The organism is Nocardia harenae NBRC 108248 (genome assembly GCF_001612885.1).
Lineage (GTDB): Bacteria > Actinomycetota > Actinomycetes > Mycobacteriales > Mycobacteriaceae > Nocardia > Nocardia harenae.
Window position 1 is genome coordinate 26,085 of sequence record NZ_BDBH01000008.1, and the last position, 26,632, is coordinate 52,716.

General features: G+C 65.7%; 29 protein-coding genes and 2 pseudogenes. 21 read left to right on the forward strand and 10 right to left on the reverse strand.

The window, feature by feature from the left end; genetic code table 11:
- Positions 1–206 precede the first annotated feature (206 nt).
- The 10 genes from NH2_RS19145 (at position 207) to NH2_RS19180 (ending at position 7,598) form a co-directional block, all read left to right on the forward strand.
- Entirely contained in the window at positions 207–506 is a 300-nt protein-coding gene (locus NH2_RS19145; RefSeq protein ID WP_067655979.1) for a WXG100 family type VII secretion target, read from the forward strand.
- 2 nt (positions 507–508) lie between these two features.
- Positions 509–1,390, forward strand: coding sequence for a hypothetical protein (locus NH2_RS19150; protein WP_067655982.1), 882 nt, complete (start codon positions 509–511; stop codon positions 1,388–1,390).
- Positions 1,391–2,229: 839 nt separating this feature from the next.
- A complete protein-coding gene (locus NH2_RS19155) occupies positions 2,230–2,529 on the forward strand; it encodes a WXG100 family type VII secretion target (RefSeq protein WP_067655985.1) in 300 nt (99 codons plus the stop codon).
- Positions 2,526–3,875 (forward strand): hypothetical protein, encoded by a 1,350-nt coding sequence (locus NH2_RS19160; RefSeq protein WP_067655988.1) that lies wholly within the window; start codon positions 2,526–2,528, stop codon positions 3,873–3,875. The genes NH2_RS19155 and NH2_RS19160 overlap by 4 nt, the downstream gene beginning before the upstream one ends.
- A complete protein-coding gene (locus NH2_RS19165; RefSeq protein WP_067655991.1) occupies positions 3,875–4,294 on the forward strand; it encodes a hypothetical protein in 420 nt (139 codons plus the stop codon). Before NH2_RS19160 ends, NH2_RS19165 begins: the two co-directional genes overlap by 1 nt.
- 382 nt (positions 4,295–4,676) lie before the next feature.
- Positions 4,677–5,099: a hypothetical protein gene (locus NH2_RS28900; protein WP_157103860.1), complete on the forward strand. Its 423-nt coding sequence runs from the start codon at positions 4,677–4,679 to the stop codon at positions 5,097–5,099.
- A 226-nt stretch (positions 5,100–5,325) separates the two neighbouring features.
- Complete coding sequence (locus tag NH2_RS28905; RefSeq protein ID WP_157103861.1) at positions 5,326–5,619, forward strand: hypothetical protein; 294 nt, start codon at positions 5,326–5,328, stop codon at positions 5,617–5,619.
- Positions 5,620–5,720: 101 nt separating this feature from the next.
- Positions 5,721–6,017 carry a hypothetical protein gene (locus NH2_RS28910; RefSeq protein ID WP_157103862.1) on the forward strand — a complete coding sequence of 99 codons (297 nt, stop codon included), beginning with the start codon at positions 5,721–5,723 and terminating at the stop codon, positions 6,015–6,017.
- A complete protein-coding gene (locus NH2_RS19175) occupies positions 6,007–7,158 on the forward strand; it encodes a pentapeptide repeat-containing protein (RefSeq protein WP_067655997.1) in 1,152 nt (383 codons plus the stop codon). Before NH2_RS28910 ends, NH2_RS19175 begins: the two co-directional genes overlap by 11 nt.
- Before the next feature lie 32 nt (positions 7,159–7,190).
- Positions 7,191–7,598, forward strand: coding sequence for a hypothetical protein (locus NH2_RS19180; protein ID WP_067656000.1), 408 nt, complete (start codon positions 7,191–7,193; stop codon positions 7,596–7,598).
- A gap of 186 nt (positions 7,599–7,784) precedes the next feature.
- Here the strand turns inward: NH2_RS19180 and NH2_RS19185 are convergent, their stop codons facing one another.
- The 4 genes from NH2_RS19185 to NH2_RS19200 all read right to left on the reverse strand — a co-directional run bounded on the left by NH2_RS19185 (position 7,785) and on the right by NH2_RS19200 (position 10,272).
- Positions 7,785–8,117 carry a hypothetical protein gene (locus NH2_RS19185; RefSeq protein WP_157103863.1) on the reverse strand — a complete coding sequence of 111 codons (333 nt, stop codon included), beginning with the start codon at positions 8,115–8,117 and terminating at the stop codon, positions 7,785–7,787.
- 35 nt (positions 8,118–8,152) lie between these two features.
- A complete protein-coding gene (locus NH2_RS19190) occupies positions 8,153–8,932 on the reverse strand; it encodes a hypothetical protein (protein WP_067656006.1) in 780 nt (259 codons plus the stop codon).
- 48 nt (positions 8,933–8,980) lie between these two features.
- Complete coding sequence (locus tag NH2_RS19195) at positions 8,981–9,208, reverse strand: hypothetical protein (RefSeq protein ID WP_157103864.1); 228 nt, start codon at positions 9,206–9,208, stop codon at positions 8,981–8,983.
- 80 nt (positions 9,209–9,288) lie between these two features.
- Positions 9,289–10,272 carry a hypothetical protein gene (locus tag NH2_RS19200; protein ID WP_157103865.1) on the reverse strand — a complete coding sequence of 328 codons (984 nt, stop codon included), beginning with the start codon at positions 10,270–10,272 and terminating at the stop codon, positions 9,289–9,291.
- A gap of 340 nt (positions 10,273–10,612) precedes the next feature.
- Between NH2_RS19200 and NH2_RS28915 the strand changes: the two genes are divergently transcribed.
- The 7 genes and pseudogenes from NH2_RS28915 to NH2_RS19225 all read left to right on the forward strand — a co-directional run bounded on the left by NH2_RS28915 (position 10,613) and on the right by NH2_RS19225 (position 13,894).
- On the forward strand, positions 10,613–10,969 hold the full coding sequence (locus tag NH2_RS28915; protein WP_157103866.1) for a hypothetical protein: 357 nt from the start codon (positions 10,613–10,615) through the stop codon (positions 10,967–10,969).
- Positions 10,970–11,027: 58 nt separating this feature from the next.
- Positions 11,028–11,144 (forward strand): annotated as a pseudogene (locus NH2_RS30340) (pentapeptide repeat-containing protein); the annotation flags it as partial.
- Between the two features lie 87 nt (positions 11,145–11,231).
- On the forward strand, positions 11,232–11,612 hold the full coding sequence (locus NH2_RS29270) for a contact-dependent growth inhibition system immunity protein (protein ID WP_169811505.1): 381 nt from the start codon (positions 11,232–11,234) through the stop codon (positions 11,610–11,612).
- Between the two features lie 92 nt (positions 11,613–11,704).
- A complete protein-coding gene (locus tag NH2_RS19210) occupies positions 11,705–12,094 on the forward strand; it encodes a hypothetical protein (RefSeq protein ID WP_084505688.1) in 390 nt (129 codons plus the stop codon).
- 26 nt (positions 12,095–12,120) lie between these two features.
- Complete coding sequence (locus tag NH2_RS19215) at positions 12,121–12,774, forward strand: uracil-DNA glycosylase family protein (protein ID WP_157103867.1); 654 nt, start codon at positions 12,121–12,123, stop codon at positions 12,772–12,774.
- Positions 12,775–12,924: 150 nt separating this feature from the next.
- Entirely contained in the window at positions 12,925–13,488 is a 564-nt protein-coding gene (locus NH2_RS19220; RefSeq protein WP_169811506.1) for a DUF3558 domain-containing protein, read from the forward strand.
- 19 nt (positions 13,489–13,507) lie between these two features.
- The gene (locus NH2_RS19225) at positions 13,508–13,894 is read left to right on the forward strand and encodes a hypothetical protein (protein ID WP_067656024.1); all 387 of its coding nucleotides are present in this window, start codon (positions 13,508–13,510) and stop codon (positions 13,892–13,894) included.
- Between the two features lie 88 nt (positions 13,895–13,982).
- Here NH2_RS19225 and NH2_RS19230 read toward each other — a convergent pair whose 3' ends face one another.
- On the reverse strand, positions 13,983–14,243 hold the full coding sequence (locus tag NH2_RS19230; RefSeq protein WP_067656026.1) for a hypothetical protein: 261 nt from the start codon (positions 14,241–14,243) through the stop codon (positions 13,983–13,985).
- 422 nt (positions 14,244–14,665) lie between these two features.
- Here NH2_RS19230 and NH2_RS19235 point away from each other — a divergent pair, with 422 nt between their 5' ends.
- The 3 genes and pseudogenes from NH2_RS19235 (at position 14,666) to NH2_RS28315 (ending at position 15,986) form a co-directional block, all read left to right on the forward strand.
- On the forward strand, positions 14,666–15,592 hold the full coding sequence (locus NH2_RS19235; RefSeq protein ID WP_281202045.1) for a helix-turn-helix domain-containing protein: 927 nt from the start codon (positions 14,666–14,668) through the stop codon (positions 15,590–15,592).
- Positions 15,582–15,791, forward strand: a complete 210-nt coding sequence (locus tag NH2_RS28310; protein ID WP_084505691.1) for a DUF397 domain-containing protein — start codon at positions 15,582–15,584, stop codon at positions 15,789–15,791. Before NH2_RS19235 ends, NH2_RS28310 begins: the two co-directional genes overlap by 11 nt.
- Positions 15,781–15,986 (forward strand): annotated as a pseudogene (locus NH2_RS28315) (DUF397 domain-containing protein). Before NH2_RS28310 ends, NH2_RS28315 begins: the two are co-directional and overlap by 11 nt.
- 49 nt (positions 15,987–16,035) lie before the next feature.
- Here NH2_RS28315 and NH2_RS19240 read toward each other — a convergent pair.
- From NH2_RS19240 to NH2_RS19250, 4 genes are all read right to left on the reverse strand, one after another.
- A complete protein-coding gene (locus tag NH2_RS19240) occupies positions 16,036–16,413 on the reverse strand; it encodes a hypothetical protein (protein WP_067656032.1) in 378 nt (125 codons plus the stop codon).
- Between the two features lie 10 nt (positions 16,414–16,423).
- Positions 16,424–16,927 carry a DUF3558 domain-containing protein gene (locus NH2_RS28320; protein WP_169811508.1) on the reverse strand — a complete coding sequence of 168 codons (504 nt, stop codon included), beginning with the start codon at positions 16,925–16,927 and terminating at the stop codon, positions 16,424–16,426.
- A gap of 188 nt (positions 16,928–17,115) precedes the next feature.
- On the reverse strand, positions 17,116–21,561 hold the full coding sequence (locus tag NH2_RS19245; protein WP_439951764.1) for an Eco57I restriction-modification methylase domain-containing protein: 4,446 nt from the start codon (positions 21,559–21,561) through the stop codon (positions 17,116–17,118).
- Positions 21,562–21,659: 98 nt separating this feature from the next.
- Positions 21,660–24,533 carry a helicase-related protein gene (locus tag NH2_RS19250; RefSeq protein WP_067656035.1) on the reverse strand — a complete coding sequence of 958 codons (2,874 nt, stop codon included), beginning with the start codon at positions 24,531–24,533 and terminating at the stop codon, positions 21,660–21,662.
- A 168-nt stretch (positions 24,534–24,701) separates the two neighbouring features.
- On the opposite strand from NH2_RS19250, the gene NH2_RS19255 reads away from it, so the two are divergent.
- A complete protein-coding gene (locus NH2_RS19255) occupies positions 24,702–26,141 on the forward strand; it encodes a serine/threonine-protein kinase (RefSeq protein ID WP_245650657.1) in 1,440 nt (479 codons plus the stop codon).
- A gap of 229 nt (positions 26,142–26,370) precedes the next feature.
- Here NH2_RS19255 and NH2_RS28920 read toward each other — a convergent pair whose 3' ends face one another.
- Complete coding sequence (locus NH2_RS28920) at positions 26,371–26,589, reverse strand: hypothetical protein (RefSeq protein ID WP_067656041.1); 219 nt, start codon at positions 26,587–26,589, stop codon at positions 26,371–26,373.
- Positions 26,590–26,632 lie beyond the last annotated feature (43 nt).

Here is a 26,632-nt window from a genome sequence, read left to right on the forward strand (position 1 = left end):
TCGCTCCTCGGTCGATGTCTTAGATCACCCGGTCCCCGCGGGTCGACGCTATCGCAGTGCGGTCGAGTCCGTGGTTGTCCGGAGGGCATCGTGCTGGAACGGGGGAAGGTTTCCGGCCGGTATCTCTGCCGGAGGTGGCTGGTACCGTCGTCCCATGAGCGATACCGGGGGGCGCTGTCCGTGGATGCACCTGTGCGAGCACTGTCATGAGTGAACAGTTCTCGGTGAATCTCCAAGAGCTCGACAATATCGTCAGCCGGATCTCCGGGCTCGCGAGCTTCGTAGCCGATCACCTCGACGAGATCGACGCCAAGGTCAACGGCCTGGTAGGCACCGGGTGGGAAAGCGTGGCCGCACAGGCGTACTCCACCGCGCACCGGGAGTGGCTGACCGGTGCGCGCGAGTTCACCGACGGCCTGCGCACGATGAGCGACGCCGCCAAGAAGGCGCACGGCCGCTACAGCGCGGCGGCCGAGATCAACAGGCAGATGATTCAGGGCAGGTAGCGATGACCTGGATCATCGACACCGGCATATACCTCGACGCGTCGAAGAAATGCCAGCAGCTCGCCTCCGACATCAACCTCGCCCTCGCGCCGCTGCACCGCACGCTGGTCAACGATTGCGCGGGCATGGCTGGTGATCACGAGAAGTCGCTGGCCTGGACCACCGGGTACGACCAGCACGCCCGCGACATCGTCACCCTGGCCGCGGCGCTGTGCAATGCCCTCCAGCGCTTCGGCGAGTTCCTGGCCGCGGCCGGCTACAACTGGTGGCACTCCGACAGCACCCGCGCCACCGGCGCCGAACCTGCTCGGCCGACGGTCTCGGAACCGTTCTACGACTCCGGGATGCAGCTGCCCGCGAGCGCGAAGGGCGACAACGGCCCCGGCATCGACACGTCGATCACCGGACTGATGGAGGAGGTCGGCCGGATCCCCAATGGGGACCTGACCAAGCTCGGTATCGCGAAAGACGCGTGGAAGGCCTTCGCCGAGCACAGCTCGATCACCGGCGCGGCCGATCGGATCAATGGCGTCACCGCGAAGTTCAGCGGCAGCTCCGATCCGCTCGTGATCGACATCGAAGAGAAGCTGACGACGCTGCGGAACGCGGCACAGTTGGTGGCCGACGCCGCGGCCGGCCTTGCCGCCCCGGTCGCGGACCATCACCAGGCGCTCGGCGAGATGCGCGGGGAGATCAATGCGGCGATTGCTTCGGCCACCAAGGAAATCGCTGCGGCGATCGCCATCACCGTCGCTGTCGTAGCCATCGTGGCGTTCGCCTCCGCCGGTACGGCCGCCGCGCCTGCTGCCGCCGGCGGCGCGGTGGTCACGATGGATATCGTCGTCGCCACCGCCACGGCGTATTCACCGGGATTCCCGACCTGACCCAGCACGGGATCAACTCAGCGCTCGCGTCCATCGCCGCGATAGAGATCCGTACCTCCGGACAGACTGTCGCCACAAGCTTCGAGGATCTGCCCGCGGCACCGGAGAATCCAGCCCCCCGGCCTCACCGACACGTCGGAGGAATATATCCTGGGCAAACATATCAAAGACGCGGAATACTACGATCCGACGAAGGGAAACTGGACCGACGAATCGGTCGACCTCGACGCGCTCGCCGACGCTGCAGCGGATTCTCCGGCTCGCGGCCCCAATGACGAGGGGAATTACGAGCGCGAAGTCGATGCCGGTCATGTCGTGGGTAGTGTGTCCGAGAAGTACGGCGGGAACGCCACCAGCCGCTACAAGGTGGTGACCGACCGTTACGGCTCGGTGGTGACCATGTATCCGATTCCATAAAGGAGACCGAGTTGGGAATTGCGATAATAATTCAGAACCAAGCGCATAGGCGTGTCGAACTCATTGCTGGAGAAGCAGCCGAGGTGCTGTATGAAACGGTCTCGAACGCTCCGCCGAAGTCGCTCATACGCGGAATCCATCCGCACGCCGATACAATGTTCAATTCGGCTCAGTTGCGTCAGCTTATCGACGAACTAGACGCGACTGTGGCGAGGGGGCAGGTCGAGCAGGAGTTGATTGCGACCTTGCGGGCCGCGGCCGAGTCGGCAATTCGGCAGCGCGGATACCTTTGGTTCAGTGGTGACTGAAGTTGTCGCGCTGCGGCGGGCCGCTGCCACGGTGGCTGGTAGCGTCACAGCCATGAGTGATATCGGGGGGACGCTGTCTTACAGCGCATGCGCCATGAACCTGCGGGGCGCGGCATGAGTTCACAGTTCTCGGTGAATCTGGAAGAACTCGACAATATCGTCGCGCGCATCTCCGGCCTCGCAGGCTTCATCGCCGACAATCTCGACGACATCGACGACAAGATCGCAACCCTCACCGGCACCGGCTGGGAGGGGCGCGCCGCGGCGGCCTACGCCGACGCCCACACCCAGTGGACCGCGGGCGCCCGCGAATTCGTCACCGGCCTGCGCGACATGAGCGACGCCGCCCGCACCATGCACGGCCGCTACACCCGCGCCAACGACCTGAATCGGCGGATGGTCAGCGGCGAATGAGCCAGCTCATCGACTGGCAGGTGTACTACGAAGCGGCTCAGAAGTGCCACGACCTGGCCGGTGAGATCCGGCGGGCCGACGCTCCGCTGCACGCGGTCCTGCAGAACGACTGCAGCGGCATGGCCGGTGACGCACCCGGTTGCCGCGAGTGGGGAAACGACTACGACGCCCTCTCCACCAGCACCCTGCAGACCTGCACCAATATGGCCGATGCCCTGTCGAACCTCGGCTACGTGATCGCCGCCTTCGGCTACAACCACGGCATCAACAACCGCAGCAATCCCGCACCGGCCCGCCCGGCTGTCGGAGAACTCGAGCAACACCGGGTGGCGCTGCCCAGCGCGGTAGGCGACAACGGCCTCGGCACCAGCCGCGACGACGCCGACAGCGAGGGCCTGTTCGACCTCTTCGCCGACAAGATCATCGAGGCGTTCGGCAAGCTCCCCAACGGCAATGTCTCCGACCTCTCGAAAGCGAAGGACGGCTGGGAGAAGTTCGCGGCGAACACGACGATCACCGGCGCCCCCGCCCAGATCGCCGCGATCAAAGCGATGTTCGACACCATGCAGGACCCCAACCTCGATCCGATCCTCCGGCACTTCGACTCCCTGCACAGTGCCTCAACTCAGCTCGCGTCGACGTCGATGGAGTTGTCGAAGCGAGTCACGGCGTTCCGCGACGGGACCGAGAAGATCCGCGATCAGATCTCGACCGATGTGACGACGGCCGCCGCGGCGATCGCCGCCACGGTGGTCATCGGGGTGGCGACGGCGTTCTTCACCTTCGGGGCAAGTGCCGTGGCAGCCTCGGGCGGAACCGTTGCGTTGATCGCGAACGCGGTCAACGCGATCCGCACCGCATATGTTTCCACCAGATGGCTCGAACTGGTTGGGCTCAGTGCGGCCACCGCCACGGCCTACGTCACTCTCTCGGCGTTCGATGGCATTCCCAGCCTGACCGAGGTCGGCAGCGGACTGGCCTCGATCATCGCGATGCGGGTGTACCTGGACGACGAAACCGATGCGGGTGATGAGAGCGCGAGCGGCAAACCCGTCCCGGCGACCGGACCCACGAACCGGGATGAAGTCCAGGACATCCTCTTGGACCGAACTGATCGGGGGAGAAGCAAACCCCACAGGCAGATGGAGACGGAAGCCGAAATACGGCAACTGTACGACGACCTGACTGTCAACGGCGAACCCGTGACGGGAAGCAATGCTCCGGGAGAGCGGAGCAGGCTATCGGACGGAACGGAAATCGCACTACGCGAGTCCAGTACGAGTGGAGGGGTTACGATCGAAATCAAATACCCAGGGGGTCAAATTCGAAAGGTTCATCTACCCTAATGAACGAGAAGACCGAGAACTTTCTCTTGTACGCGATCGCTGACGACTGGACACCGCTGAATGATTTCGATGTCCTGGTAGCGAGGCTCGAACCCGACAATTACTCCCGCGCTTACGTTTTGGACGTGATGCGAGACCTAGGGGAACGCGGCCTTATCCGGTTCGGTTCGTTCACTGCGCCGGTCCGACCTTGGACTGCTTGGGACATTCCCGTCGCCGATTCTATCGAGCGCGTGGCCAATGGCTATAACGGCGAGCCCGGCTATCTGCAGATAGCGGACGGCGAGATTTATGTAAACGAAGTCCTTCGCGCAGAAATTACCAAAGCAGGGCTCGCTCGGCTGCGTCAGCTCGGCGACCCTTACGAGAAGTACGGGGACCCATGGGCCGACGACCCCTACTCGCGTGCAGATCCGTGAGGTTACCTGTACCCAGGGTTCTAAGTTTCAGAGTGATATTCCCTTGAGATGATGAGACCGAAATCGGCGACGACACGTCCAGCGGGAAACCCGTTCCGGCCAGTGGCCCGACAAACAAAGACGAAGTTCAAGATATTTTGCTGGAACGGACGGATCGTGGGAGAAGCAAGCCTCATCGTCAGATGGGCACGGAGGCTGAGATACGGCAACTCTACGACGACCTGACTCGTAACGCAGAACCTGTCGCAGGAACAGATTTCCCGGGGCGAGTCGGTCGACTACCGGACGGGACAAAAATCAGCCTGCGAGACGAAAGCTCGAGCGGAGGGGTTACGATCGAAATCGAATATCCTGGGAGCCGACCCCGAAAGGTTCACCTGCCATGATGAACGAGAAGGCTGAGCATTTTCTGCTGCACGCTATTTCGGACGACTGGACTTCACTGAGCGAATTCGATGTCATACTGGCCAAGTTGGAGCCGGAAAAATACAGTCGCCAGTTCGTCCTGGATTCGATTCGCGATCTCGGCGAGCGAGGACTGATCCGTTTCGGTTCTTTTTCTGCTCCGATTCGGCCTTGGACCCCGTGGGATATGACGGTGACAGAAGCCGTGGACCGGATTGCGAACGGCTACGGCAATAAGGTCGGATACCTGGATCTGGCAGATGATGAGATATATATGAGTGAGCTTCTTCGTGCTGAGATAACAGATTCCGGAAGAGCTCGGCTACACCAATTGGGTGACCCGTACGACAAATATGGAGATCCCTGGATCGATGACCCCTTTTCGCGCGCCGATCCCTAGATGAATAATCCTGCGGAAATAAAGGAGTTCGAAGACAGGTGGATTATAAATCCGCTTCGTAGATGTGAACTCATCGAGTGCGGTATCCGGCCTGACGACAACGTTACCTTTAGGTTCGGATCGGAATTCGAACTGTGCACCGGCCTCGGAGTGGAGGTGGCCCGAGGCTCCATCTCCGAGGATGCAACCTGGGCGCCGCTCTCTGGTCGATTGGAGTGCCGTCGAGATGCGCCAGCTTCTGGATGCATCTGTCACCTCCCCTGTGTTCTTCAAGGACGGTGGGTTGCGTATCGCACTCTCGAATGGATGGAAGATATTCGTTTCTGCCAGGCGGCCGGCTGTGCGTGCGGAACTGTTGCACAATGGGGCAATCGTTTGGACTCGGGCAGGGCTCGCCGATGATCCGTGCTTTCCTGTCGTGCAGATCGATCCCTGGACGGGCCGCAACATATCCGCCCCGCCCTGGCCGGGGCGTCCGGACGGCATCGGCTCCAATCGCACCGACGATATCAACGGATGAGGTGCGGGATCGCGGATCGCGACAGGTGCCTCGGCGCGAGTTCGGTGAGTTTGGAGCCAGTCCGTTGCGGATACTGCGGGGAGTAGCATGAGGAGATCGAAGTGGGAATCGCGATAATAGTCCAAGATCAAGCCCACCGGCGCGTCGAAATCATTGCCGGAGAAGCTGCCGAGGTGCTCCACGAAACAGTGTCGAACGCGCCCCCGAAATCTCTCATGCGCGGCGTGCATCCGCACGGTGATACGATGTTCAATTCCGTTCAGTTGCGCGACCTGCTCGCGGAGATCGACGCCATCTCTCCGAGAGGGCAGGCCGAAACGGACTTGATCGCGACGCTTCGAGTTGCGATCGAGGCGGCGATCCGGCATCGGGGATACCTGTGGTTCAGTGGTGACTGAAGACTGCGGAGAGTTGCGGCTCTTCTCCACCGCAAACCTGGAGGTGATCAGGTCCCATCCGGTCTTGTTCGGGGGCGCGGAGCGAGACGTGATCCAACTGAGGGATGCCTGGGCGGCGCATGTTCGGAAGATCGATGCGGACCGCGCGCTTCCGTACGAAGACCACACCGTGTGGAACGAGCACGACCTGTGCGCCGCACTCATCATCCGTGACTGCCTGCAGCTCGCGATCGATGGCTTGCCCGCCGAGGTGGCGAGCAAGGCGACCGAGTACGCGGCGACCGTAGATGAATCGTTCCGGTCCTATACGGTCGCGGACTCGGGCAGGCGAATGGCCGCCGTGGCGGAGATGGGCCTGAGGGATCGAGGCTGGTGGTGGTTCCGGGTGCCAGACTCGGGGCCGATCGTCCAGGATTTGGCCCGATGGGACAAGTTCGAGCGGAGAAGGGGGACGAGGGTAGCGATGAGCGAGGTCACCGGTCGGTCAGTGTGCGATGTCCGCTGCTGGCCGCACGACGTGCGAGCCCGCCGCGCTTTGGAGGAGTATTTCGGGCAGCCCGTGACCGGTCCGCATGGAGTTCAGATGCTCGAAGTGCCGCTCGAGGCTCGTGGTCTCGACTTCTCCGGCGCCGATCTCTCCGAGCTGGATCTCGACTGCGCGATCTTCTTCGAGGCCGGCCTGGCGGATGTCCGGATGATCGACGCCACGCTGGATCACGCTTGGCTCATCCGCACGGACCTGACGCGAGCAGATCTGAGCAGCGCCAGCCTGGTCAAGACTCAAGGGCGGCACTGCCGAGCACCGTATGCGAAGTTGCACGGCGCAGATGTGCAGAAGTCTGACTTCGACCATGCCGACTTGCTCGGCGCAGAGTTGGACGGTGCTCGACTACGGCTGACATCGTTCGCGGAAGCCGATCTGCGGTACGCCAGCCTTCGGAGCTGTCGCCTTCACTGGGCGGGTTTCGAGAAAGCGCGTATGGCGGACTGCGATGTCGCCGAAGCGGCCGGCACCCTGTTGGGACCGATCGATGTGGGCGTCGATTCGCTCCACCTGCTCGACGGACAGGAGCTGCAAGAGTGGTTCGCCGCCCGGGGTGCGCCAGAAATCGAAGTTCTCCAGCGAGTTCGGAGTCGATAGATGTCGCCCGCGCCGGGGAGGGGTTTGTCGCGATGAACAAGAAATCTGAGCACTTTCTGCTCTACACGATCTCGGACGACTGGACACCGCTCAACGACTTCCACGTCGTGCTCGAGAAGCTGGAGCCGGAGCGTTTCGACCGGGTCTTCGTTCTGGACGCGATGCGCAGGCCGGGGGATCGGGGATTCATCCGAGTCGGTTCGTTCACCGCGCCGATCAGGCCATGGACGCCCTGGGAACTGTCGGTCGAGGATTCGATCTCGCGCGTCGCCCACGGGTTCGACGATCATGTCGGATATCTGAACCTGGACGACGCCGAAATCTACCGCAGCGAGATCCTGCGGGCGGAGATCACCGCGGCCGGCCGCGAGTTGTTGCGAGAACTCGGCGATCCGTACGACATCTACGGCGATCCGTGGGCGGACGACCCATGGAGGTGAGACGTCTCCTTCTCGTCCCGGCAGCAGGCGGTGTCGAAGGGGCGCGTCACCTCCTGAACTCTGGCAACGCGCCGCCGCGTTGGGGCTGACCTGACCGCCTGCGGCGAATCGCGGCGGAGTGCATGGCGCGTTCGCGTCATGGCCCGCTGCGGAGGTCGGGACCACGGGCACAGAACCCGGAGCGGTTCAACCTCGAGCGCGAGCGGCCCGGCGCAGCAGATGGCATTGGAGGAGCAAGCCGGCGACGAGACCCGCGAACAACGGTGACATCCCGGGTGGGACTGTGTCGGAGCTGGTTCCGAAGGCGAATATCACGGCTCCGGTCGCCGCGAGCAGGAGCAGCGGGACGAGTGCGTTCCGTTGGCGTTCGCTCACCGTCCCTTGCCAACTCACGACAACGCCCACCGTCTGCACGACCATCACACCAACCAATGCCGCGATAACAGTGACGTGCGCGAAACCGTCTATCCGCCAGATAAGCACGGCGATGATCCCGGCCAGCGCGACGAACGGCACCACAGTCCACCGATCCCTGTAACCGCTCCTCGCCGTGATCAGTTCAACCGCCATTTCGACTCGCCGTCACCCTCGACCGAGGCATCGGCGAAAGTGCCCGCGAGCGAGTCCGGCCAACCCGGCTTGCCCTGTGCGTCGTCAGGGAATGTCCCGTTGTCGGCGGCGAGACTTTCGAGATCTCGCAGCGCTGTGGCCTGATTGCTGACGATTACACCTATCGCAGTGACAGCGGCGGTGACCTGTGCGGTGGTGATCCCGGTGGTCTTGAGGAAATCGGCAAACCCGCCGATCGCAGTGAATCCCGCGGCCAGCAAACCGATATCGATAGCCAATGCGGTCAGGAATTGTTTGACGATCAGTGCCATGCCGATATAGAAGGCGAGACCGGCGCCCGCTGCCACCAACAGGGTCGTCCTCGTCTTGTCCGCGATGTCGCCCAGCTTGCCCGCAGCGGCGCTCTGTGTGGTCGCCGTCCGAAAATAGGACTGCTGCGCGGCACCTTTCCACAATCGCACGGCAGGCAGATTGTTGGCATCGAGCGTGCTCTGCGTGCTGGTGACCGTGCTGCGCACCTCGCTCCACTCGCCGCTCAGCCGGTACATGAAATAGGGAGCCAGGGCTCCCTTCAGGATCTCGATCAACTTGTCCAGCAGCCAGGTGCTGACCTCGACCATCACCCGAGCGAATTCGTCGAGTAGATCGGACAACCCGAAAGCCAACCGGACATATGGCAGGGATTTGGCCGTGTTCAGCGCGTTAGGGATTTTAGTATCGATCGAATCGCGCAAGGTGACCAGGTACTCTTCGAGCTCCTTCATCACGGATTCGTACGTTGCGACATCGAAATTCACAGGAAGGCCCTCCCGCTACCAGAGATTGTCGATGTTGTGCATACCCGTACGCTCTTCGGCTTCGTAGGTGTCAGCGCAGACGATCAACACCTCGGCGACCTGATCGAACCGTTGCGAAGCCTGGCCGGTCAAGGTCGCCATTTTCTGGACCAACGCGGTGTGGGGGCCGACGATCGCCTGGAAGATCCCCCCTTCGATCCGGCTGAACTCCATTCCCTCGATCTTCGCCTTGACTGCGGTCATGACGTCGGCCTCACATGCCCAGGTCGAACTCTCGGTTCGCAGAGCGTCGGTCGCCACCGACACTTCCTGGGGCGTGGGACTCATCGCGAACCTCCGGCTGCTTGATTCTGCATGGTGGACAACTCGCTCAACACGCTCTCGATCAACACGTCCATCGACGGGACGTTCGGGTCCGATCGGCCCGCGCCGGACCGGCGTGCGTCGGTGTAAGCGTCTCGGAGCGAGCGCGCTATCTCGGCGCCCGGCATACTTCGTCCCCAGTCGACGCGGATCTCGCAGTCCGATACCCCACGAGCGTCGAGGGTCAGCCGTGCCTGGACGTTCACGCCGCTCCCGTTCCCGACCGAGGACAGCAGGCCATTGGTGATCGGTTGCCCCAATTCCCGAACCGCATATTCGCCGAGTGCGTCGCCGACGATCGTACCTTCGGGGCGCCGAGGCTGTTCAGCAACCCGCAACGGGTATGAATCCGCTGTCTGCTCGCGCAAGAACTGGACAGTTCGGCGGTCGGTGAGGGCGGTCACGATCGCGACCGACCTTCGATCCTCCGCATCGCGAAAGGCACTGAGGACCGCTCCGCTCAGAGCAGAGCTGTCGACCTTGCGACCCCATTGCTCCGAGACGATCACGTCAACCAATATCCCTTCGTGATCGATGCCGATCTCGATCGCGCCGGAGCTGTCCCGCCCGGTGAACCTGGTTGGTACGTTGCGTTGCGCGCGTCGCAGCATGCCCGAGATGGCTTCGATGTAGGAACTGCCCCGGCTCAGATCATCGATGAGGTTCTCGATCGATCGGGTAGCGCCTGAGGACCCCGGAAGCGGGGAACGGTCGCCCAATCCGCTGTGTGGCGGAGACATCGGCGAAGAGGCGGCGGGGATCGGTTCTGATGCGGGCGACGCGCGATACGGGGCGACATCTCGTTGCACCGGCCGAGCCGTCGACGGGCCGGCGTCGGGCGGCGAGGTTCGGGCGGGAACGGTGCCCGGGACCGGCTCCATCGGTGCCTCGTCCCAGAACTCGTCGGGATCGTCGTAATGGTTGAAGAACCCTCCGGCCCCCATCAGCGCTCCTCCCCATGCGATGCGCTCCCCGCCCGTTGGGCAGCGCGTCGTTGTACCCCGACACGCGCTTGCCGTCTATCGCAACGTTGCCGAGCGAACTCGGACTCGTCCAGAGTTTTTCTGCTACGGCGGAGCTTGTCAAGCCGAAACGTAGGTCATGGCCGCAGTTTCCGCCCTCGCCCCCCGAGTCATTCGCGCCTGCACCCCACACGCCGCCTCCACCGCCATTCGGCAGCGTCGAGCGCTGGCCACGATTCGCGGATCGAGGCCGCGGCCACGGAATCCGTCGCCGTTCCGCCTGCCCTATGCTGGCCGCAGACCTTTGGGGAGGAGTTCGTCCATGAATCCTGAGCTGCCGCAGTCGCAACCCGCACACCGGCCGCCGCCGTTTCAAGCTAGAAGCGATCGCGATGTGCTGACGCCGAACCAGCGGACCGTATTCTTCGCGGCCTACCTTTTCCTCGGGGTCGGATTGTTGATTGCGGCGATAGTAACGGCCTATCTCAGCTGGAATTCGGATCTTCGCGTATGGGCGGCTACCGACGCGCGTTCTCCACGTGATTCGCCATCGCTGCTCGATTATTTGGTGGGTGCCGTTGGTTTTTTCGCTGCTGCCGCGCTCCCGCTGTTTCTGGTAATTGCTGTGTTAAAAGAGCGGCTGCGAAAGTATATGATGGAGAGCCCGTTTCGACGTTGACTACGGTTCGCGGTGGGTTTGTGGTCCACCCGAATAGGCAAACCTGCCCGGGCTGGATCTGCTCGGGCCGTGTTCAGTCAAGCGGTCCGACCTACAGCGCGCGGACTTCAACGGCTCAGATCTGTATAGTGCGGATTTCCGCCATGCCGGGCTCGAGCGCGCGGCACTGTCCGATGCCGACCTGCGGGAACCTTGCAACGAAGTGGTGGCAGCGTTGTTTTGTGTTGCCCGACGATCTCCGAATCGGAGAGCCGGAGTCGCTGTGAGTATCGAACAGTGGGAAGGCTCCTGGCCGGACCCCGGCCCCGAGGCCACCGAGTTGATCCGGACTGTCCACCGGCTGCGCCGCCTTCCGCTGTCGAAGCTGACGGCCGAAGATATTCGGATCTTGCTCGCCCAACGAGTGGCGGTGCCGATTCTTCTGCCGATAGCACTCGACATCATCGATGCCGCCCCGTTGGCGTCGGGCGACATGTACCCGGGCGATCTGCTCGTCGCTGTGCTCCGAGCGGCCGTCTCCTACCCCGGGACCGCACCGCATCACGACCGCCTGTCCGTGGCGATCGAGCGCGTCCGCGCGCGCGGAGGCGAATCGGTGCCGAATGAACTCTGGGAGCATGCCGCCGCGCTCGGGCTGTGCTGATCGGCAGCAGGTCCCGCAACTGCGCCTGTCAAAATAGGTTCCGTGTCGGCAACCATCGCGCAGGAGGACAATTGCTGAGGATCGTCGCCGTAGTGGCCGGAGTAGTTCTGTGCTTCGGTGGCCTGCGGGGAACAGCGGCGGCCGAGCCCGCGGTGGTCGAGTGCCTGGAAGGCACACCCGGCCCCGCCCTGTGGAGCGATGGAACCACCCGGTTCTCCCAGTGGTGCTTCGACAACAACGGCGGTCGCGAATATCTCGACGAGGAGTCGAAGTCCGGACTGGGCGGCAATCCGGGCCCCCGCGGCTACACCTGCTACGAGGACGCCTGCTACTGGCCGGACGGCACCCCCGTCCCCAATGCCGAGCGCTGTGGTACCGCCTGCGGCGAACCGCCGACCTCCGGCGATATCCAGCGGGCGTGGTGGAATTGCGTCGAGGTGAAGCCCGAGGCACAGTGCCGGGAAGAGCAGCGTCCTCGGTAGTCTGACCCCCGAGCCAGGGAGGGGCAATGACTCAGCAATACCAGCACATGAAGATCCGGCATTTTCGTGACGACTACCTGGAACGGATCTACGACCCGCACATCCGCGAGCTGAACGAGTACGTCGACGAGCTGCGCGCCCGGAAGCCGGACCAGTTCGTCCCGCACGTCTCCCCGGAGTTCGGCGGCCGCGAGGCACGCCTGCTCCTGCTGACGTTGTCGCCGGGGGAGAAAACGAAGCTCGATATCGCGGGCGGTTCGGGCATGCTCTCGGTCGAGAACAGCGACCCGGCGGCAGCGCGGATCGCGGAAGCGCTCGACCACGCGGACATCGACCGGTCGGACTGCGTCGGCTGGAACATGTATCCCTGGTTCGTGCAGGGGCTCGGCGAACTCCGCAAACCGGTGCAGGACCCCTACCTGCTGGAGGGCACGGACCACCTCATCCAGGTGATCGCCCGGCTGCCCCGGCTACGTGCCGTGTTCGTCTTCGGCACGGTCCCCGAGCGCGGGTGGGGCTTCTTCCGGCGGTCCTATCCGCGAACGGCGCGCAGCCTTCGGCACTTCTGGCATCGGAGCACCGGGCCGAAGGGGTACATCGGCTCGGTCCAGCAGCAGGAGATCTGGCGTCAGGAGCTCTTCGACGCGATGAGTGCGGCGAAGCAGGCTATCGACAGCTGACCGGAAGCGCGCGGGCCGGGTTGTCGATCGGTGCGGCGCCGCTGCCCACGGGTGCCGTGCTTCGATGGTCGGTGGAACCGCGAGCGGTTACCTCGCGTCCAATCAATCTGACGGGTGCGTGTCTCGTCATCGAATCACAGGGGAGTGGTTGTGTCGAAAGCCGTTGTCTTCCGAGCCGTGATCTGCGGGCTCGCCGGCATCGCCGCGCTCACCGGCTGTACCGGTGATGAGGGGTCGGCGGGTCCGACGACGACCGTGCGGGATCTGGACAAGATCGAGGTATTCAATCCGTGCCGTGGTGCGCTGTCGGATGAATCGCTGCGCGCGGCGGGGCTCGATCCGGCCACCAAGAGCATCACTACCGATCCCCCGACCGGGGTGTCGACTTGGCGGGTCTGCAACTGGGCGCCTTCGGACGACCGGTACGGCTCCGGCGAACGCCGAGTCGCGATCTTCTCGACCAGCCACATGCTGGACGAGGTGTACAAGAAGGAGTCGGCGAGGGTCCTTCGGGAGACCACGGTCAACTCTCGTCGAGGACTGGTCTCTACCGAGAAGAACGATCCGGACAGCTGCTATGTCTCCTTCGAGGCCGAGCAGGGCATGTTCGAGATCAATGCGGCATGGCTGAGCTCTGAAGGTCCGCGCGTGGGTGATCTCTGCGACATGGCCGCTCGCTACGCGGCTGCTCTGGAACCCTACCTGCCCCGCTGATCGACTCGAGGCGTTCACCATGACCGAGGACCAAGCAGCCCACTGGCGGAATTTGAAGCAACAGGCGATCAATGGGGAGCTGAGGCTCGACGAAGGAATCGGGCAAGCGCTCGCCGATGTAGTCGATCAATACATCACCGCACTCAAGCAGCAGAAGCGTGAAGCGGGGTATCTTCAACGCCTCACCGGCTGGGGCACCCTCCCTTCAGCCCAGACCATCCGCCAGAAGCTCGAAGCCAAAGCCGTCGCCGGCAGTCCCGAAGACGCCGACGATTCGGCAAGCAAGCGCCTTGACCAACACATCGCCATCGCCCGCGATCAACGCGACACCTTCCTCGCGGCGATCGGCAGGCTACAGGCCACCGACCAGCAGTCCGCGGACGATCTGGGCTCGTCCGGGCAGTGACATCGAACTCGAACACGGCTCTGCGCGATCCCGACGCGAGGCGGTGACCTCCGTCTGATCGGGTGAGCCGGGCACCGTCGCGCGCCCACTACCCGATCCGATTCCACCGCGTCCGCACCGAGTGCACCGCCGTGAATTCCTCGACGCTGCGCAACGCTCGCCCCGCGACCAGGTCCAGTTCGACCGACTCTGCGCGCCGCCCGGTGGTGGCGACGATCATGCGCCGAGCGGTGGCGCGGATCGCGGCCTTCTCCCCGATGATGGTCCACCGTGCCACGGACGGCACGTGGATGAGCCAGCGCGGTCCGCAGCAGTGGACATCGACGCGGTAGTGGGTCAGTCGATCCACGAGAGCGCTTCGGTGAGGGTCACCGGAGGCGGGGGAGTGGGCACCCCGCCTCCGGGACGTTCGGGTGCGGCGGCCCACTGCCGCAGCGCGCGGGCGTAGCGCGCGAGAACGGGGGCCGGGACGGCCCGGTACGGTGCGCGCGACCGGGGGAACGGAACCCGGCGCGGTAGTGCGTTGGTCATGTGCCCTCCGCGGGTCGATTGGGGGCGGGCGGGGCAGCCCGGCCGGGTCATCAGAGCACCGGAGACGGGCCGCGGGGAATGCTCCGATGGAAATTCCCGGAAGAAACTCGCGAATGCCCTGGACATCTTCCAGCGACCCGGCAGAATGGTTTCCAGACGGCCGAAAATTGTTCTTCCACAATGTTTTCGGCGATATTCCATGTCGTGTGGACGGATATTCCACAGAGGGGAGCAAACAGGATGGGGGAGCGGGTTGCCGGTGCTGATGATCGCCAGCTCAGCGCGGGGATTCGGGGGACCGGGGGCGTTCCACACCGCAGCTTGGGGCGGTGTCTGCGTGGGATGCGGCAGGAGGCGGGGTTGTCGATCGAGGTGGCGGCGCGCGCGATCGGGCGCGGGGCGGGGACGTTGCACCGGTTGGAGACCGGGGCGCCGAATGTCGTCGTGCGGGATGCGGATCTGCGGCGGTTGTGTCAGTTGTATCAGCGGGTGGATATGTTGCCGGTGTTGAAGTCGCTGGCTGCACAGGGACGGACGCCGTCCTGGCTGGACGAGTTTCCCGACCAGGTGAATCCGACGTTCAATGCGTACATCCAGATGGAGTCCGCCGCCGCGCACCTGACCTTCTACCGGCCCGACATGGTTCCCGGCCTCTTCCAGATTCCGGACTACGCGCGAGCGCTCGACCGCGCGTACTTCTCGGGCGACACCGCCGAAGAGATCGAGCGGCGTGTCCGTGTCCGCCGCAATAGGCAGGCGCTCATCACCCGCGAGTTCGCGCCTCTCACCGCGGTACTTCTGCTGGACGAGGCGGCCGTCCACCGCGTTGTCGCCAGCCCGCGAATCATGGCCGCGCAGTTACGGCACTTGGCCGACCTCCCGCCGAACGTCCGGGTGCAGCTCGTGCCCTTCGGGGCCGGATTCCCGCTAGGAACATCGACCGGACCTTTCACCATCCTCGACTTCGCGGTCGATGGCGAAGGCCAGCCGCTCGAGCCGCCGGTGGTGCACATTCAGAGCTACACCGGTGACGTGTACCTCGAGCGGGCCAGCGCGGTGCAGCGGTACAGAACCGGTGCCGGGGTCCTGGAGCAGGTAGCGTTGAGTACTGTCGACAGCAAGCGTCGACTGCGGCAACTGGCGAAGGAGTTCGGCTGTGTCCGTTGATGTATCGAAAGCAGTGTGGTTCAAAAGCAGTCACAGCTCGGCCGGCAGTGAATGCGTGGAGGTCGCCCATCTGAGCGGTGGGCTGGTGGGAGTGCGTGACTCCAAGGCGCCCGACGGGGGTGTGCTGGTGTTCGCATCACCAGCGTGGGCGCGGTTTCTGGCGGCAGCGCGCGGTGGCGAGTTCCGCGATGCCTACTGATCTGTCTGGCGTGCAGTGGTTCAAGAGCAGCCACAGCTCCGCGGGAAGCGATTGCGTCGAACTGCGCATCTCGGGTCCGGCTCGATCGATGTCCGAGACTCGAAGAGTCCAGGCCGCGGTGCTTTGAGGTTCACCTCGTCGGCGTGGACCGTGTTCTTGTCCGGTGTGCGTAGAGGGGAGTTCGACTGCCCCTGACCGACTTCCCAGTCCAGATGCGGGAACGTGGCATACGGGCCGTCCATCGTCAGGTAGAGGAAGAGATGTCAGTAGCGTTTCCGGACTCGGTGGCCCGATAGGCGGCACCTGCTTTGCGGAACATATCGGCCATTGCCTCGACGACCCCGATGTGTTCCTCCAACGCGGCAGCGAAGGAGCCGCTGCCCGGCCCGCCGATCGCGAGCTGTTCGAACTTTGCGCCGAGTTCTCGTGCCGAGCGTAGTGCGCCGAACGAATCGACGTGCATGATCGTTCGGGTGCGATTTCGCAAGTCGATCAGTTGCTCGGCATAGTCGTCGCACAGTTGCGCGCATCGTTCGGCCACACCCTCGGCGAGTGCGATTTCATTGGCCGCTGCTAGCTCGGCGAGGCGCGCGAACTCCTGCGCCGTCGAATTCTGGGCCACGACTCAATCCTCACCGAGGTAGGTACGGGTCGAGAGCCGTTGCCGCTCGGAGGGCGAGGGTGCACGGTTCCTCGGCGACAGTGGTACTCAAATTGTAGGTGACGTAGAAGTCGATCGTCCCTCTCGGCGTGGGGTACACAATGCTGCAATTGTCGTCTGGTGTTGGAACTTTCTCGTGAAAGGAGTACGCATCGCGGCCGGGTATGGTGATCGGGCCGAAGCCGCCGAAGTTCGCGTTGTCGCGGAACTCATCAATGCCGCGCGTCGTGGCGAGGACGCGGAGCGCGTATTGGTCCGCACCCCAGGAACAGCCGGTCCAGTTCGTACGTTTGGTGCCGAGTGCTTTGTCGTCTCGCCGTTCCGGATTCGCTCCGGCAGCGCGGATCGCATCGTCCGGCAGCGTGCACGGATCGAACAGCGCTTCCGGCGCGATCGTAGAGGTCGATGGGGTTGCCGATGGCTCCGACTCGCATGCCGGCACCACGGCTATCGCCACCAACGCTGCAATCAGCACTGAACGCCCCCGCATGTTCCACCCCTCAGCCGTCGATGCCGCCGTATGTCGCAATGTACTGGACGGTCGGCACCGTGGCCATCGGCCGTCGTCGCCAGTCGCGAGCGCCACGTTCTTGCCGCACGCGTAACCAGCGGCTGGTGAGCAATGTGGATTGGATCAGTCGGAGAACGTCTGGTCTACCTGGCTCAGGAAGTAGCCCTCGCTGTGAAGTGGTCGTGAGCGCGCAGCATGTCCTGCTCGCGGTCTACGCCCGTGAACGGGGCCGTGTAGGTGATGCCGTCGGCCGTGATGTCTGTGCGACCGAGTGTGGGCTCTTTGCGGAGTTCCGACGCGACCTTTGTGGGTAGCTGGCGGCCCGTGGCGTCATAGCGGGAGTCGCGTTCGTAGCGCTGGAGGACGGGGAATTGGGTTCGGTAGATGGTGAGGAGTTCTTCGGCGGTGATGCCGAGCATGACCGCAACGATAGCGTCGATTTCGATCAGAGCGCGGCGGCGGTCTGCTCCCGTGCGGAGAGCGGCGTCAACGTTCCACGCCGGGGTGACTTCGCCGAGTCGAGGGGCCGAGTCCGGGGCCGATCCCGGTACCCAGGAATCGAGCTGCCAGGAGGACTGGTAGAGCGAGTTCCAGAGGTCGGTGAAAGGGGCGACGACGCAGTTCAGGCGGAGTGTGCGCAAGACTAGATGCTCCGCGAGGGGGTGTTCGGTCGGGCAGGGAAGTTGGAGCCATGTGGACGCCTTGATGTGCGCATTTCCGATCACCTTGATCATGAAGTCGGCGATGAGGGAATGGCTGATTCCGGCGAGCATGGTGAGGCGGCGATTGTCACCCGCGAGGGTCAGGGTGTGAACGGCGTGAACGTGGGTGGGGCCGGGGGGTAGGAGAGCGGATTGCAGGGTGCGGACGGTCGCGGTGTCGCACATTTCGCGCCAGGCGAGGCGGTAGAAGTTCGAACTCGGCTCGCCGTTCCAGTGCGGGTAGGCCGCCTGGTACTCGGCGTCGGGGCGGGCTACTTGGTAGTTCGTGCGGGGGATGAAATCTTCGGGCAGGGATTCCAGGTCGAGTGGTGAGTAGTCTGCGTTGCTGCGCATGGTCGGGTTGCCCTGCTGGTAGAGCGGGGTGGCGACGGTGAGGTGGGGGCCTTGCAGGATGACGTCGGACCAGCGGGCAGGGATGGCGGAGCGGGATTCGAAGTAGCCGAGCTTGCGGTCCGCGGATTCGTGCCAACCTGCGGTCCATTGGAAGCCGATGTCGGACAGCCGAGGAGCGGCGGCGATCTTGTCCAGTACCTCGGCGCTTGCGCGGTTCACCGGGTACAACATGCGTGCTTCGGCTGCGGGAGTTCCAGGTTCGTCGATCAGGGCTGCCCAACCTGCGAGGCCGACTTCCGTCACTTCGATGATGCGTTCGGCGTGCGGGCGCACGTCCCATCGGCCTTCTGGATCTTTGATGCCGGGGGGCGGACCCGAGCCGTCATGCCTCATGGAACGGGAAGCGACGTCGGGGTGGTACAGGGCCGCCGCATGGAGGAATCGAACCGCTGAGTGCTCGCCGTATACGTGAACTCCGTAGAGTCGCGTGTCCTTGATCTCGGTGAAGAGCTTCTGCTCATTGCGAAATTGCCAGTGCCGTCGCAACCGATGGTAGGTCTCGCGCCGTAGCCTATTGGCACGTGCTTCGGTGAAATGACTCTCGGGATGGATCAGCGAGACGATTCCGCCAGGTGCGCTCGAGCGCCAGGTCCGCTCCATGAAGCACCGGTACGAATCAGGTTGCAGACCCGCGAGTACTGGCCGGTCGATCCCTGACCTCAGATGCGCGCTCTGCCCGGCCTGCTTCGCCCGCTCGTCCAGGAACATCGCGCGAACTCTGTCGGACGCTGTCGCCTCAGAGAACTTCTCCCGCTTCGCGGCTTCCGAAGGTTTGTGCGCCAACTGCCACCACGGATCGAAATCTGCGAGTACCGCCGCCTCATCCCAATCCGGCCGAACCCACGGCGGATTTCCGACCTGCAGGTCGAACCCACCCCTGGCGAAGACCGGTGCGAAATCCAGCTCCCAGTGCAGGAACCCCTGCTCGCCCGCGATCTGAGCGGCGACCCCCAACCACGGGTACGACCGCAACGCGGTGTCGACCGGCTGCGCCCGGGCGAAGGTGCGATCGGTTTCCTCGGCGAAATCGAGGTCGTACCAGCTCAAATCGGCGGCGATACTGATCTGCCCGTGCTTCTCGAACTTGCCCGCCTTCGGCTGCGTCCCGAGCACCGCTTCCAACCCACCGACCCACTCGTCCCAGCCGGGCGCGGGGATATCGCCGGTCACCGGCCAGGACCAGAGGGCGCACCAGGCGTCCATAACACGCCGCAGGCGCTGGTACGCGCCGGAAGGTTCGCGCAGAACCTTTTCGATTTGTTCGCGAGTGACGGCGGGGGCGGGGTCGACGGCCGCCCCGCCCCAGAGGTGCAGGTCGCGGCGGATGGCGGATTCAGCGATGGCGAGGCGGCGGGCGGTGAGCTCCCAGAGGGTCTCCACGCGCTGGGCGAGGGCGGCCAGGCGGCGGGTGATCTCCTTGCTTGGCGTCTTGCGGATGTCGTTGCGCCACAACCGGAGTTCTTCGCGGCGGTCGGGGGCATAGGTCTTGGCTTCGGCGGTGTCGATGATCGCGCCCCACCCGTCGGCCGGGAGCAGGAAGTGGTGGATCCCCGCACCGACCCCGGTGCCGAGCGGCACATCCTTCGGGACGGCGCTGAGCCACGCCTTCTTCGCGAGCTGACCAGGCTGATACACCGCCCGGCGGGCGCCGATCAGCGAGTTGCCGCGGCGCAGGTGCAGGCCGAACCAGGGCGCCTGCAATCCGGCCACCATGGTGTCGAGCCAGAGCGAGATTTCGGCGAGTTCGACGGCGGTGGCGTTCAGGTCGACCCCGTACACCTGGTGCAGGGCGATGTGCGCCTTCACCTTCTGCAATTCGACGGGGTAGCGGTCGGCTTCGATGAGTTCGCCGAGTTCTTCCTGCTTGCGTTTCAGGTATTCGGCGGCGAGCTGGCGCACGGCTTCGATGGCGAAGGCGCCGGAGCCGAGGGCGGGTTCGCAGATGGTGAAGCGCAGGATCTGCTCGGGGGTGGTCTCCGGGGTGAGCAGTTCCTCGAGGGCCTGGGAGACGACGAATCGGGTGAGCACCTCGGGGGTGTAGTACGACGCCGACTGCTGGCGTTCGCGGCCCGCGAGGCGGAAGACGAAGGTGCCCTTCTCGTGCACGACCGGTTCCAGCTCGTGGGTGTGCGGGTTCTCCTTGCGGACGAAATCGGATTCCGCGAGGTGGTCGTGCCGCCCGTAGGGGACCACCCAGGAGCCCTTTTCCGGATTGCCGTCCTTGGCGACCTCGTACAGGTCCTCCTCGGCGAAGAAGCCGGTGTACGACATCAGCCCCTCGTAGACCGCGCCGAGCTGGTTGATGCCGAGTTCGGCGTAGCTGATGAAGCCGCGGTCGGCGCCCTTGCGGGACTTGCTCTCCTTGGTGAGCAGCAGGTGCTCGAGCACCTGCTGCACGGCCTCGTTGCCGAGACGAACCTCGTCGATGAGAGCGGTCGCCGCAGGGGCGAAGAGGTCGGCGCGCAGCGGATTGAATTCGAGGCCGGGGGTGGGGTCGTCGGCGGGGGTGTGGCCCTGATCGACCAGGTCGAAGAGTTTCTTCAGTGACTCGTAGAGGTGGGTGCCGGTGCGGGCGCGGTGCGAGACGAGTTCGGTGAGGGTGAGTTCGCGGAGGCGGTCGAGGCCGTAGCCCTCCTCGTACTCGGCGGCGCCGGTGGGCAGCACCCGCATCTCCGGCGACGCCTCGGCATACAGCAGGAACAGGATGCGGTAGAGGAAGCGCAGGGCGTGCTTGGCGAGGTCGTTGCCGTCGACGCCGTCCATGCTCGACCGGCGGCGCACGACCTCGTTGGCGATGATCTCGATCGAGAGGCGGATGCCTTCGCGCAGGTCCTTGGAGACGCCGACGGTGTGCTTGACCGAGTCCTCCAGCACGCCGGTCCACCAGATCGTGCCGTCGGCGTCGGGCCGCAGGGCCTGGTGGCCGAAGATGGCGGCGCAGCGGTCGATTTCGCCGCCGCGGGGGTCGTGGCGGCGTTCCGTGACGACGAGCAGGTCGACGGCGAGGTAGCGGCCCTCGGCCCAGCGTTCGGCCTCGGCGAGCAGGTGCCAGCGGCCGGCCTGGACCACGACGAAGGCGGGCGGGGTGTCGGAGCGGAAGGCGGCCGAGACCGCCTTGGAGACCGGCTCCAGCGGCTTGCCGTCCTCGGTGGCGGGGGTGATCAGGTGGCCGGTCTCGGGGGCGAGCAGGGCCTCCACGGTGTCGGCGGGGTGCGCCTGCAGGAAGAGGACGCTCGCGGTGCCGGGGAGCTGGGCGTCGGGGATGTGCAGGTCGGCGCCCGCACGCTCGGCGGTGAAGGCGGTGAGTTCGCCGTCGTGGCCGAGGGCGGCGCGGACGAGGGCGTGCGCCTTCGGGGCGGACTCCGGGTTCTCGGCGAGCGCGGCGAGGCCGGTCTGCAGGTCGCGGGCGGCGGCGAGCAGGCTGCTGCGGACGGTGGCGCGGCCCTCCTTGGCCTCGGCGTCCCAGGCTTTGCGCAGCTCCATGACCCGGCCGTGGAACGACTCCTTCACCGAGTCGGTGGTGAAGTAGTGCTCGCTGATCCAGTCCTCGCCGACGACGATGGAGTCGAAAGAAGGCACGGTCACTGATCCTTTTCCGGGACGATCACGAGCAGCGGGCGCACCAGCTGCTGGGTGGGGGCGAGGGATTCGGCGAGGCGCTGCTCCTCGGCGATGCGGCGAGACAGCCTGTCCACCTTCGATTTCCGGGTGCCGATCAGCTCGAGCTGTTCGGCGGCGCCGTACCAGCGGTTCGCGCGGGCGCGCCAGTGCTCCAAGCGTTCGGTGGCGGACTCCTCCTGCTTGTCCAGGATCAGCTTCATCGCCTGCGCGGCCTGGTCGACGGCGCGCGGGATGAGGGGGCGCAGGGCGTCGGCGGCGGCGAGCGGGCCGGGGTTGGCGGTGCCGGGTTTCAGGCCGGTGTCGGTGAGCAGGAAGTCGAGATCCTGGTGGGTTTCGACCATCGAGAAGGCGGGATTGTCCGGCATCGGGAAGACGGCGGTGGCGAAGACCCGGGAGACGAGCTGGCCGCGGCGGTTCATGAGCGTGCCCATGAGCAGGACCGTCGGGTATTCGAGGGCGCCGCGGATGGCGAAGACCTGGTTGCGGCCGAGCGCGCCGAGTGCGCGGTCGCCCGCCCAGTCGAGCACGGGGTGCAGTGGTCCGAGGTAGTGCGCCTCCGGCCAGGTGGTGTTGTCGACGCCCTTGCCCTGCTTGGCCGCGCGCAGCTGGGCGTCGCCGACCTGCGGGGTGGTGGCGAGCTTGAGGCGTTCCAGGACGCGGCCGTGCTGCAAATAGTTCTGCGGGAGCTGGGCCAGGCGCTGGCGCAGGTCGCGGGGCGGGACGAGTTCGGCGATGCCGTGGTTGGCGTGCACGGTCCAGCCGACGCCGCCCGCGGTGGGGGCGGCGTGCGGGACGTCGTCGAAGGCGGCGCGCAGGGCCTCGTCGAGGAAGGTGAGGTCGTCGGGGTAGAGGCTCTGGCGGGGGAGTTCGGGTAGTTCGGGGGTGGCCTCGGCGAGCTGGTCGAGTTCGGCGAAGAGGGCATCGAGGTCGTCGCCCGCGCGTACCTCGTCGACGGTGCGGACCTCGTCGTCCAGGTCGCGTTTGCGGGCCAGCACGTCGCGGATGGCCGACTCCTCCTCGCTCACACTGTGTTTGCCCATGAGCGAGGCGACGTCGCCGAGCGCGGTGTGCGCCTCGTTCTCCTTCTCCAGCAGGCGGGAGAGCACCCGCAGGTCGCCGGAGAAGTCGGGGTCGGAGGGTTCCAGGACGAGCGAGGAGATGACCGGGGGGCGGCGCTGGCCGTAGCGGTCGATGCGGCCGTTGCGCTGCTCGATGCGGATGAGCGACCAGGGGATGTCGTAGTGGATGAGGTGGTGGCACTGGGCGTGCAGGTTCACGCCCTCGGAGGCGACGTCGCCGGTCACCAGGACCCGGATCGGTGAGGTCTCCAGCTTGAAGCTGTCGACGATCTCCTGCTGCTCCACGTCGGAGAGGCCGCCATGCAGCATGACCACGCTCTCCGGCTTGGTGCCGAGGGCGCGCGGCAGCTGCTCGGTGAGCCAGCGCAGGGTGGCGATGCGCTCGGCGAAGACGACCGCGCGGGTGTCGCTGCGCGGGCCGACGCCGATCTCCTTCAGCCGCTCGACCAGCGCGGCCTGTTTGCCCGCGCCCTCGGTGCAGGCCTTGTCGTTGAGGTCGGTGAGCGTGGTGAGCGCGTCCAGCTCGGCGCGCTGCTCGGGGTTTCGCGGGTCGAGCTTGGCGCGGCGCTGGTCGATGGACTCGCGCAGCGCGGCGGGGGAGGAGAGGAACGCCTTGGCCAGCGTCCACGGGAACAGCGACTTGGTCTCGCCGGAGTACGGCGAGCGGCCGGACTCGGGGTGCAGCCAGACCTGCGAGAGTTCCCGCGCCACCGCGTCTTCCGCGCCGGACGGGCGGACCAGGCGGTGCACCGGTTCGGCGCGCTCGGCCCAGTCGCTGCCGACCTCGGCGGCCACCTCGTCGTGATGCCGGTGCCGACGGATCAGCAGCGGCTGGATGTCGGTGCGCTGGAACGAGCCGTCGGGGGCGACGGCGGTCGGGTCGAGCAGACGCAGCAGCTCGGCGAAGGACTCCTCGCGGCCGTTGTGCGGGGTCGCCGAGGCCAGGATCAGGGCCTCGGTGTTCGGGGCGAGGACGCGGGCGAGCTCGTTGTTCTGGGTGCCGGCGTTGGTGAGGTTGTGCGATTCGTCGATGACGACGGCGTCCCAGTGGTGGCGTTCCAGGTGCGCCTTGTAACGGGGGCTCTTCAGGGTGTCGATGGAGATGATGGCGCGCTTGTAGAAGGTGAACGGGTTGCGGGTGGCGGGCAGCTTCTGGCGCACCTTCTGGATGCCCGCCGAATCCAGCCGCACGAACGGCAGCGCGAACCGGCACCACAGCTCGTGCTGCATCTGCTCCAGCACGTGCCGGGGGGTGACGATGAGGATGCGCTCGCCGCGGCCGCGGCGCACCAGTTCGGCGAGGATCATGCCGATTTCGAGCGTCTTGCCGAGGCCGACGGCGTCCGCGAGCAGGATGCGCGGGCGGATCAGCCGCGGGTCGAGCGCCTTCGCGACAGCCGCGCGCTGGTAGCCGAGGGAATCGGCGAGCATGCGGGTGGCGACGGTGAGCGTCTGGTCGCCGTAGGGGAACGGGGTCTTGCGCAGCAGCGCCTCCAGCCAGAGCCGGGCGTCGCGGTAGCCGGAGGAGCCGTCCGGGACGATCTCGGCGGCGGCCGGGTCCTGGACCTGGATGTCGTCCAGGCTGGAGTAGAAGGTGGCGGTGGTGTCGGCGACCAGTTCGGAGAGGCCGCGCACCCGCAGCAGCCAGCCGTCCGAGCCCTGCTCCGCCGAGGTCACCAGCCATTCCTCGTCGCGGACCACCACGATCGAGCCGGGGGCGACGGTGAGGTCGGGGCGCGGGGGCGCGGAGGTCATCGAGGCGGCTCCTGGTCTCTGGTGGTCGGAACGGTTCAACTTAGTACCGTTCGGCATCGGGGTGGTGTTTCCGGGCGAAGCGGATTCGCTCAGGTGCTCTGCTTCCGGCGGCCCCGAGCGCGGACGGTCCGATACCGTGGTGCGGTGGCGTGGCCGTGCGGAGCGCCGGTGCGACAGGGGGTGGCCGTGATTGTCGTCGGGGGACGTTACGACCTCATCCGGCAGGTCGGGGCAGGCGGCATGGGGCAGGTCTTCGAGGGTTTCGACCGGAATCTCAAGCGGCGGGTCGCGGTCAAACTGACCCATATCGACCTCGAAACCGACAGCGAGTGGACCCGGCGCTTCCTGCGTGAGGCCGAGCTCATGGCCACCGTCAGCCACCCCGGCACTCCCACCATCCACGACGCGGGCATCACCGACACCGAGCCGCACCGGCCGTACCTGGTGATGGAGTTCGTGGACGGAGTGACGCTGGAGGACCTGCTCGCCCGGTACCGGCGCCTGCCCATCGGGGTCGTCGCGGCGCTCGGCGCGCAGGTGGCTGCGGTGCTGGCCGCCACCCACCGGCACCGGATCTACCACCGCGACCTCAAGCCGTCGAACCTCATGCTGTGCGACAACGGCACCGTCAAGGTCCTCGATTTCGGGCTCGCGGTCGTCCCGGACGCCGACCGCAGCCGCTACACCTCGACCGGGCAGACCATCGGGACGCCCGCCTTCATGGCCCCGGAGCAGATCGAATCGCAGGAGATCACACCGCAGACCGACCTGTACGCGCTCGGCCTCATCCTGCACGAACTGCTCACCGGGGAGCGGGTGTTCGCGGGTACCAACGCGTTCAGCGTGTGGACCGAGCAGGTCTCCGCCGCGCCGCCCGACATCCGCGCCGCGTGCCCCGGCATCCCTGCCGACCTCGCGGGCGTGCTCATGTGCATGCTGGAGAAGAAGCCGGAGGCCAGGCCCGCGGGCGCCGCCGTCGTGCACGCCGTGCTGCTGCGGCACGCCGCCGGGCTCGCCGAACTCGTCGACGACGCTGACAGCCCCGCCCGGCTGTACGCCGCGGCGGTGACTGCTCCGGCCCGTGTCGTCGCGGCAGAGCAGCTCCTCGGTTCCGCACCGGCGGAGTTCGCTCCGACCATGGGGAAACCGGTGCTGACCGACGACGTGAGCCGCGGTGATCTGCACCGCGCCGTCGAGAAGGCCAGGCATCTGGCAGACGAATCCCGCTACCACCCCGCCGTTCGGCATTTGCAGACCGCCGTGCGCGCGGCCGTCCCGCTGCTCGGCGCCCGCGACGCCGACGTGGTCGACGCCAGGGTCCAGCTCGCCGGGCTCCGCTTCGAGTCCGGCGAGTACGCCGAGGCGGCCCCGCTGTACCGCGCGCTCATCGACGACCTCACCGCTGAGCGCGGCCCCTACGACGAGCAGGTCGCCTCCTGTCAGCGCAGGCTCGCCGAGTGTCTGCTGCACCTCGGGGACACCGGGGAAGCGCGCGAACGGCTCCGGCGGCTGCGGACCCAGCTCGAAGCGAAGTACGGGCCATCGGATCGGCGGGTGTCGGAGATCCGAGCGCTCGCCCGCGATCCTCGGCCAGAGGGGTCGCCGTGATCGACCACCCCGGTGCGAGGCGCCACCGTGGCCGTGTCGCCTCCCGCCGGGAAGGGACGCTGTGATCACCCCCGAGCCGGTGTCAGCGGTCAGGCTTCCTCACCCCGGTGCTCGACGTTCTGTCGGACGGTCAGATCTGGCGCAAGCGTGACCAGCGCACAGCGCTGCTCGCGGCTCATCCGGCCGGGATCACCGAGAAGCCCCTGAAAGCGCTGCCCGAATACCGCGACTACACCCCTCGCGCCCGAACTCGTCGAACGTCGCGCCTGCCATCGCCACCGAGGAAACCGACGAGGGCGTCGACCCGCTCGAGCAGATCGAGCACGGCGTCGAACGCCTGCACGCCGAGGTCGCGACAGACCTGCTCGCACGGCTGCGCGGTCAGGACCCGGCCTTTCTGGATCAGTCGGTGCTCGGCGGCGTCGCGGTTCAGACTCGACAGATCCACCGTCGTCGAGGTCGACGAAGACTACTTCGAGTAGTTCCGGCAC

What these genes read in the sequence shown, in the direction of transcription:
- NH2_RS19195 (WP_157103864.1), bottom strand. Translation starts at nt 9,208, where the DNA reads ATGACCGCAGTCAAGGCGAAGATCGAGGGAATGGAGTTCAGCCGGATC.
- NH2_RS19250 (WP_067656035.1), bottom strand. Translation starts at nt 24,533, where the DNA reads ATGACCTCCGCGCCCCCGCGCCCCGACCTCACCGTCGCCCCCGGCTCG.
- NH2_RS19190 (WP_067656006.1), bottom strand. Translation starts at nt 8,932, where the DNA reads ATGAAGGAGCTCGAAGAGTACCTGGTCACCTTGCGCGATTCGATCGAT.
- NH2_RS28905 (WP_157103861.1), top strand. Translation starts at nt 5,326, where the DNA reads ATGCGCCAGCTTCTGGATGCATCTGTCACCTCCCCTGTGTTCTTCAAG.
- NH2_RS19215 (WP_157103867.1), top strand. Translation starts at nt 12,121, where the DNA reads ATGACTCAGCAATACCAGCACATGAAGATCCGGCATTTTCGTGACGAC.
- NH2_RS19180 (WP_067656000.1), top strand. Translation starts at nt 7,191, where the DNA reads ATGAACAAGAAATCTGAGCACTTTCTGCTCTACACGATCTCGGACGAC.
- NH2_RS19155 (WP_067655985.1), top strand. Translation starts at nt 2,230, where the DNA reads ATGAGTTCACAGTTCTCGGTGAATCTGGAAGAACTCGACAATATCGTC.
- NH2_RS19200 (WP_157103865.1), bottom strand. Translation starts at nt 10,272, where the DNA reads ATGGGGGCCGGAGGGTTCTTCAACCATTACGACGATCCCGACGAGTTC.
- NH2_RS19145 (WP_067655979.1), top strand. Translation starts at nt 207, where the DNA reads ATGAGTGAACAGTTCTCGGTGAATCTCCAAGAGCTCGACAATATCGTC.
- NH2_RS28915 (WP_157103866.1), top strand. Translation starts at nt 10,613, where the DNA reads ATGAATCCTGAGCTGCCGCAGTCGCAACCCGCACACCGGCCGCCGCCG.
- NH2_RS19150 (WP_067655982.1), top strand. Translation starts at nt 509, where the DNA reads ATGACCTGGATCATCGACACCGGCATATACCTCGACGCGTCGAAGAAA.
- NH2_RS19165 (WP_067655991.1), top strand. Translation starts at nt 3,875, where the DNA reads ATGAACGAGAAGACCGAGAACTTTCTCTTGTACGCGATCGCTGACGAC.
- NH2_RS19160 (WP_067655988.1), top strand. Translation starts at nt 2,526, where the DNA reads ATGAGCCAGCTCATCGACTGGCAGGTGTACTACGAAGCGGCTCAGAAG.
- NH2_RS28900 (WP_157103860.1), top strand. Translation starts at nt 4,677, where the DNA reads ATGATGAACGAGAAGGCTGAGCATTTTCTGCTGCACGCTATTTCGGAC.
- NH2_RS19225 (WP_067656024.1), top strand. Translation starts at nt 13,508, where the DNA reads ATGACCGAGGACCAAGCAGCCCACTGGCGGAATTTGAAGCAACAGGCG.
- NH2_RS19245 (WP_439951764.1), bottom strand. Translation starts at nt 21,561, where the DNA reads ATGGAGCTGCGCAAAGCCTGGGACGCCGAGGCCAAGGAGGGCCGCGCC.
- NH2_RS19235 (WP_281202045.1), top strand. Translation starts at nt 14,666, where the DNA reads ATGGGGGAGCGGGTTGCCGGTGCTGATGATCGCCAGCTCAGCGCGGGG.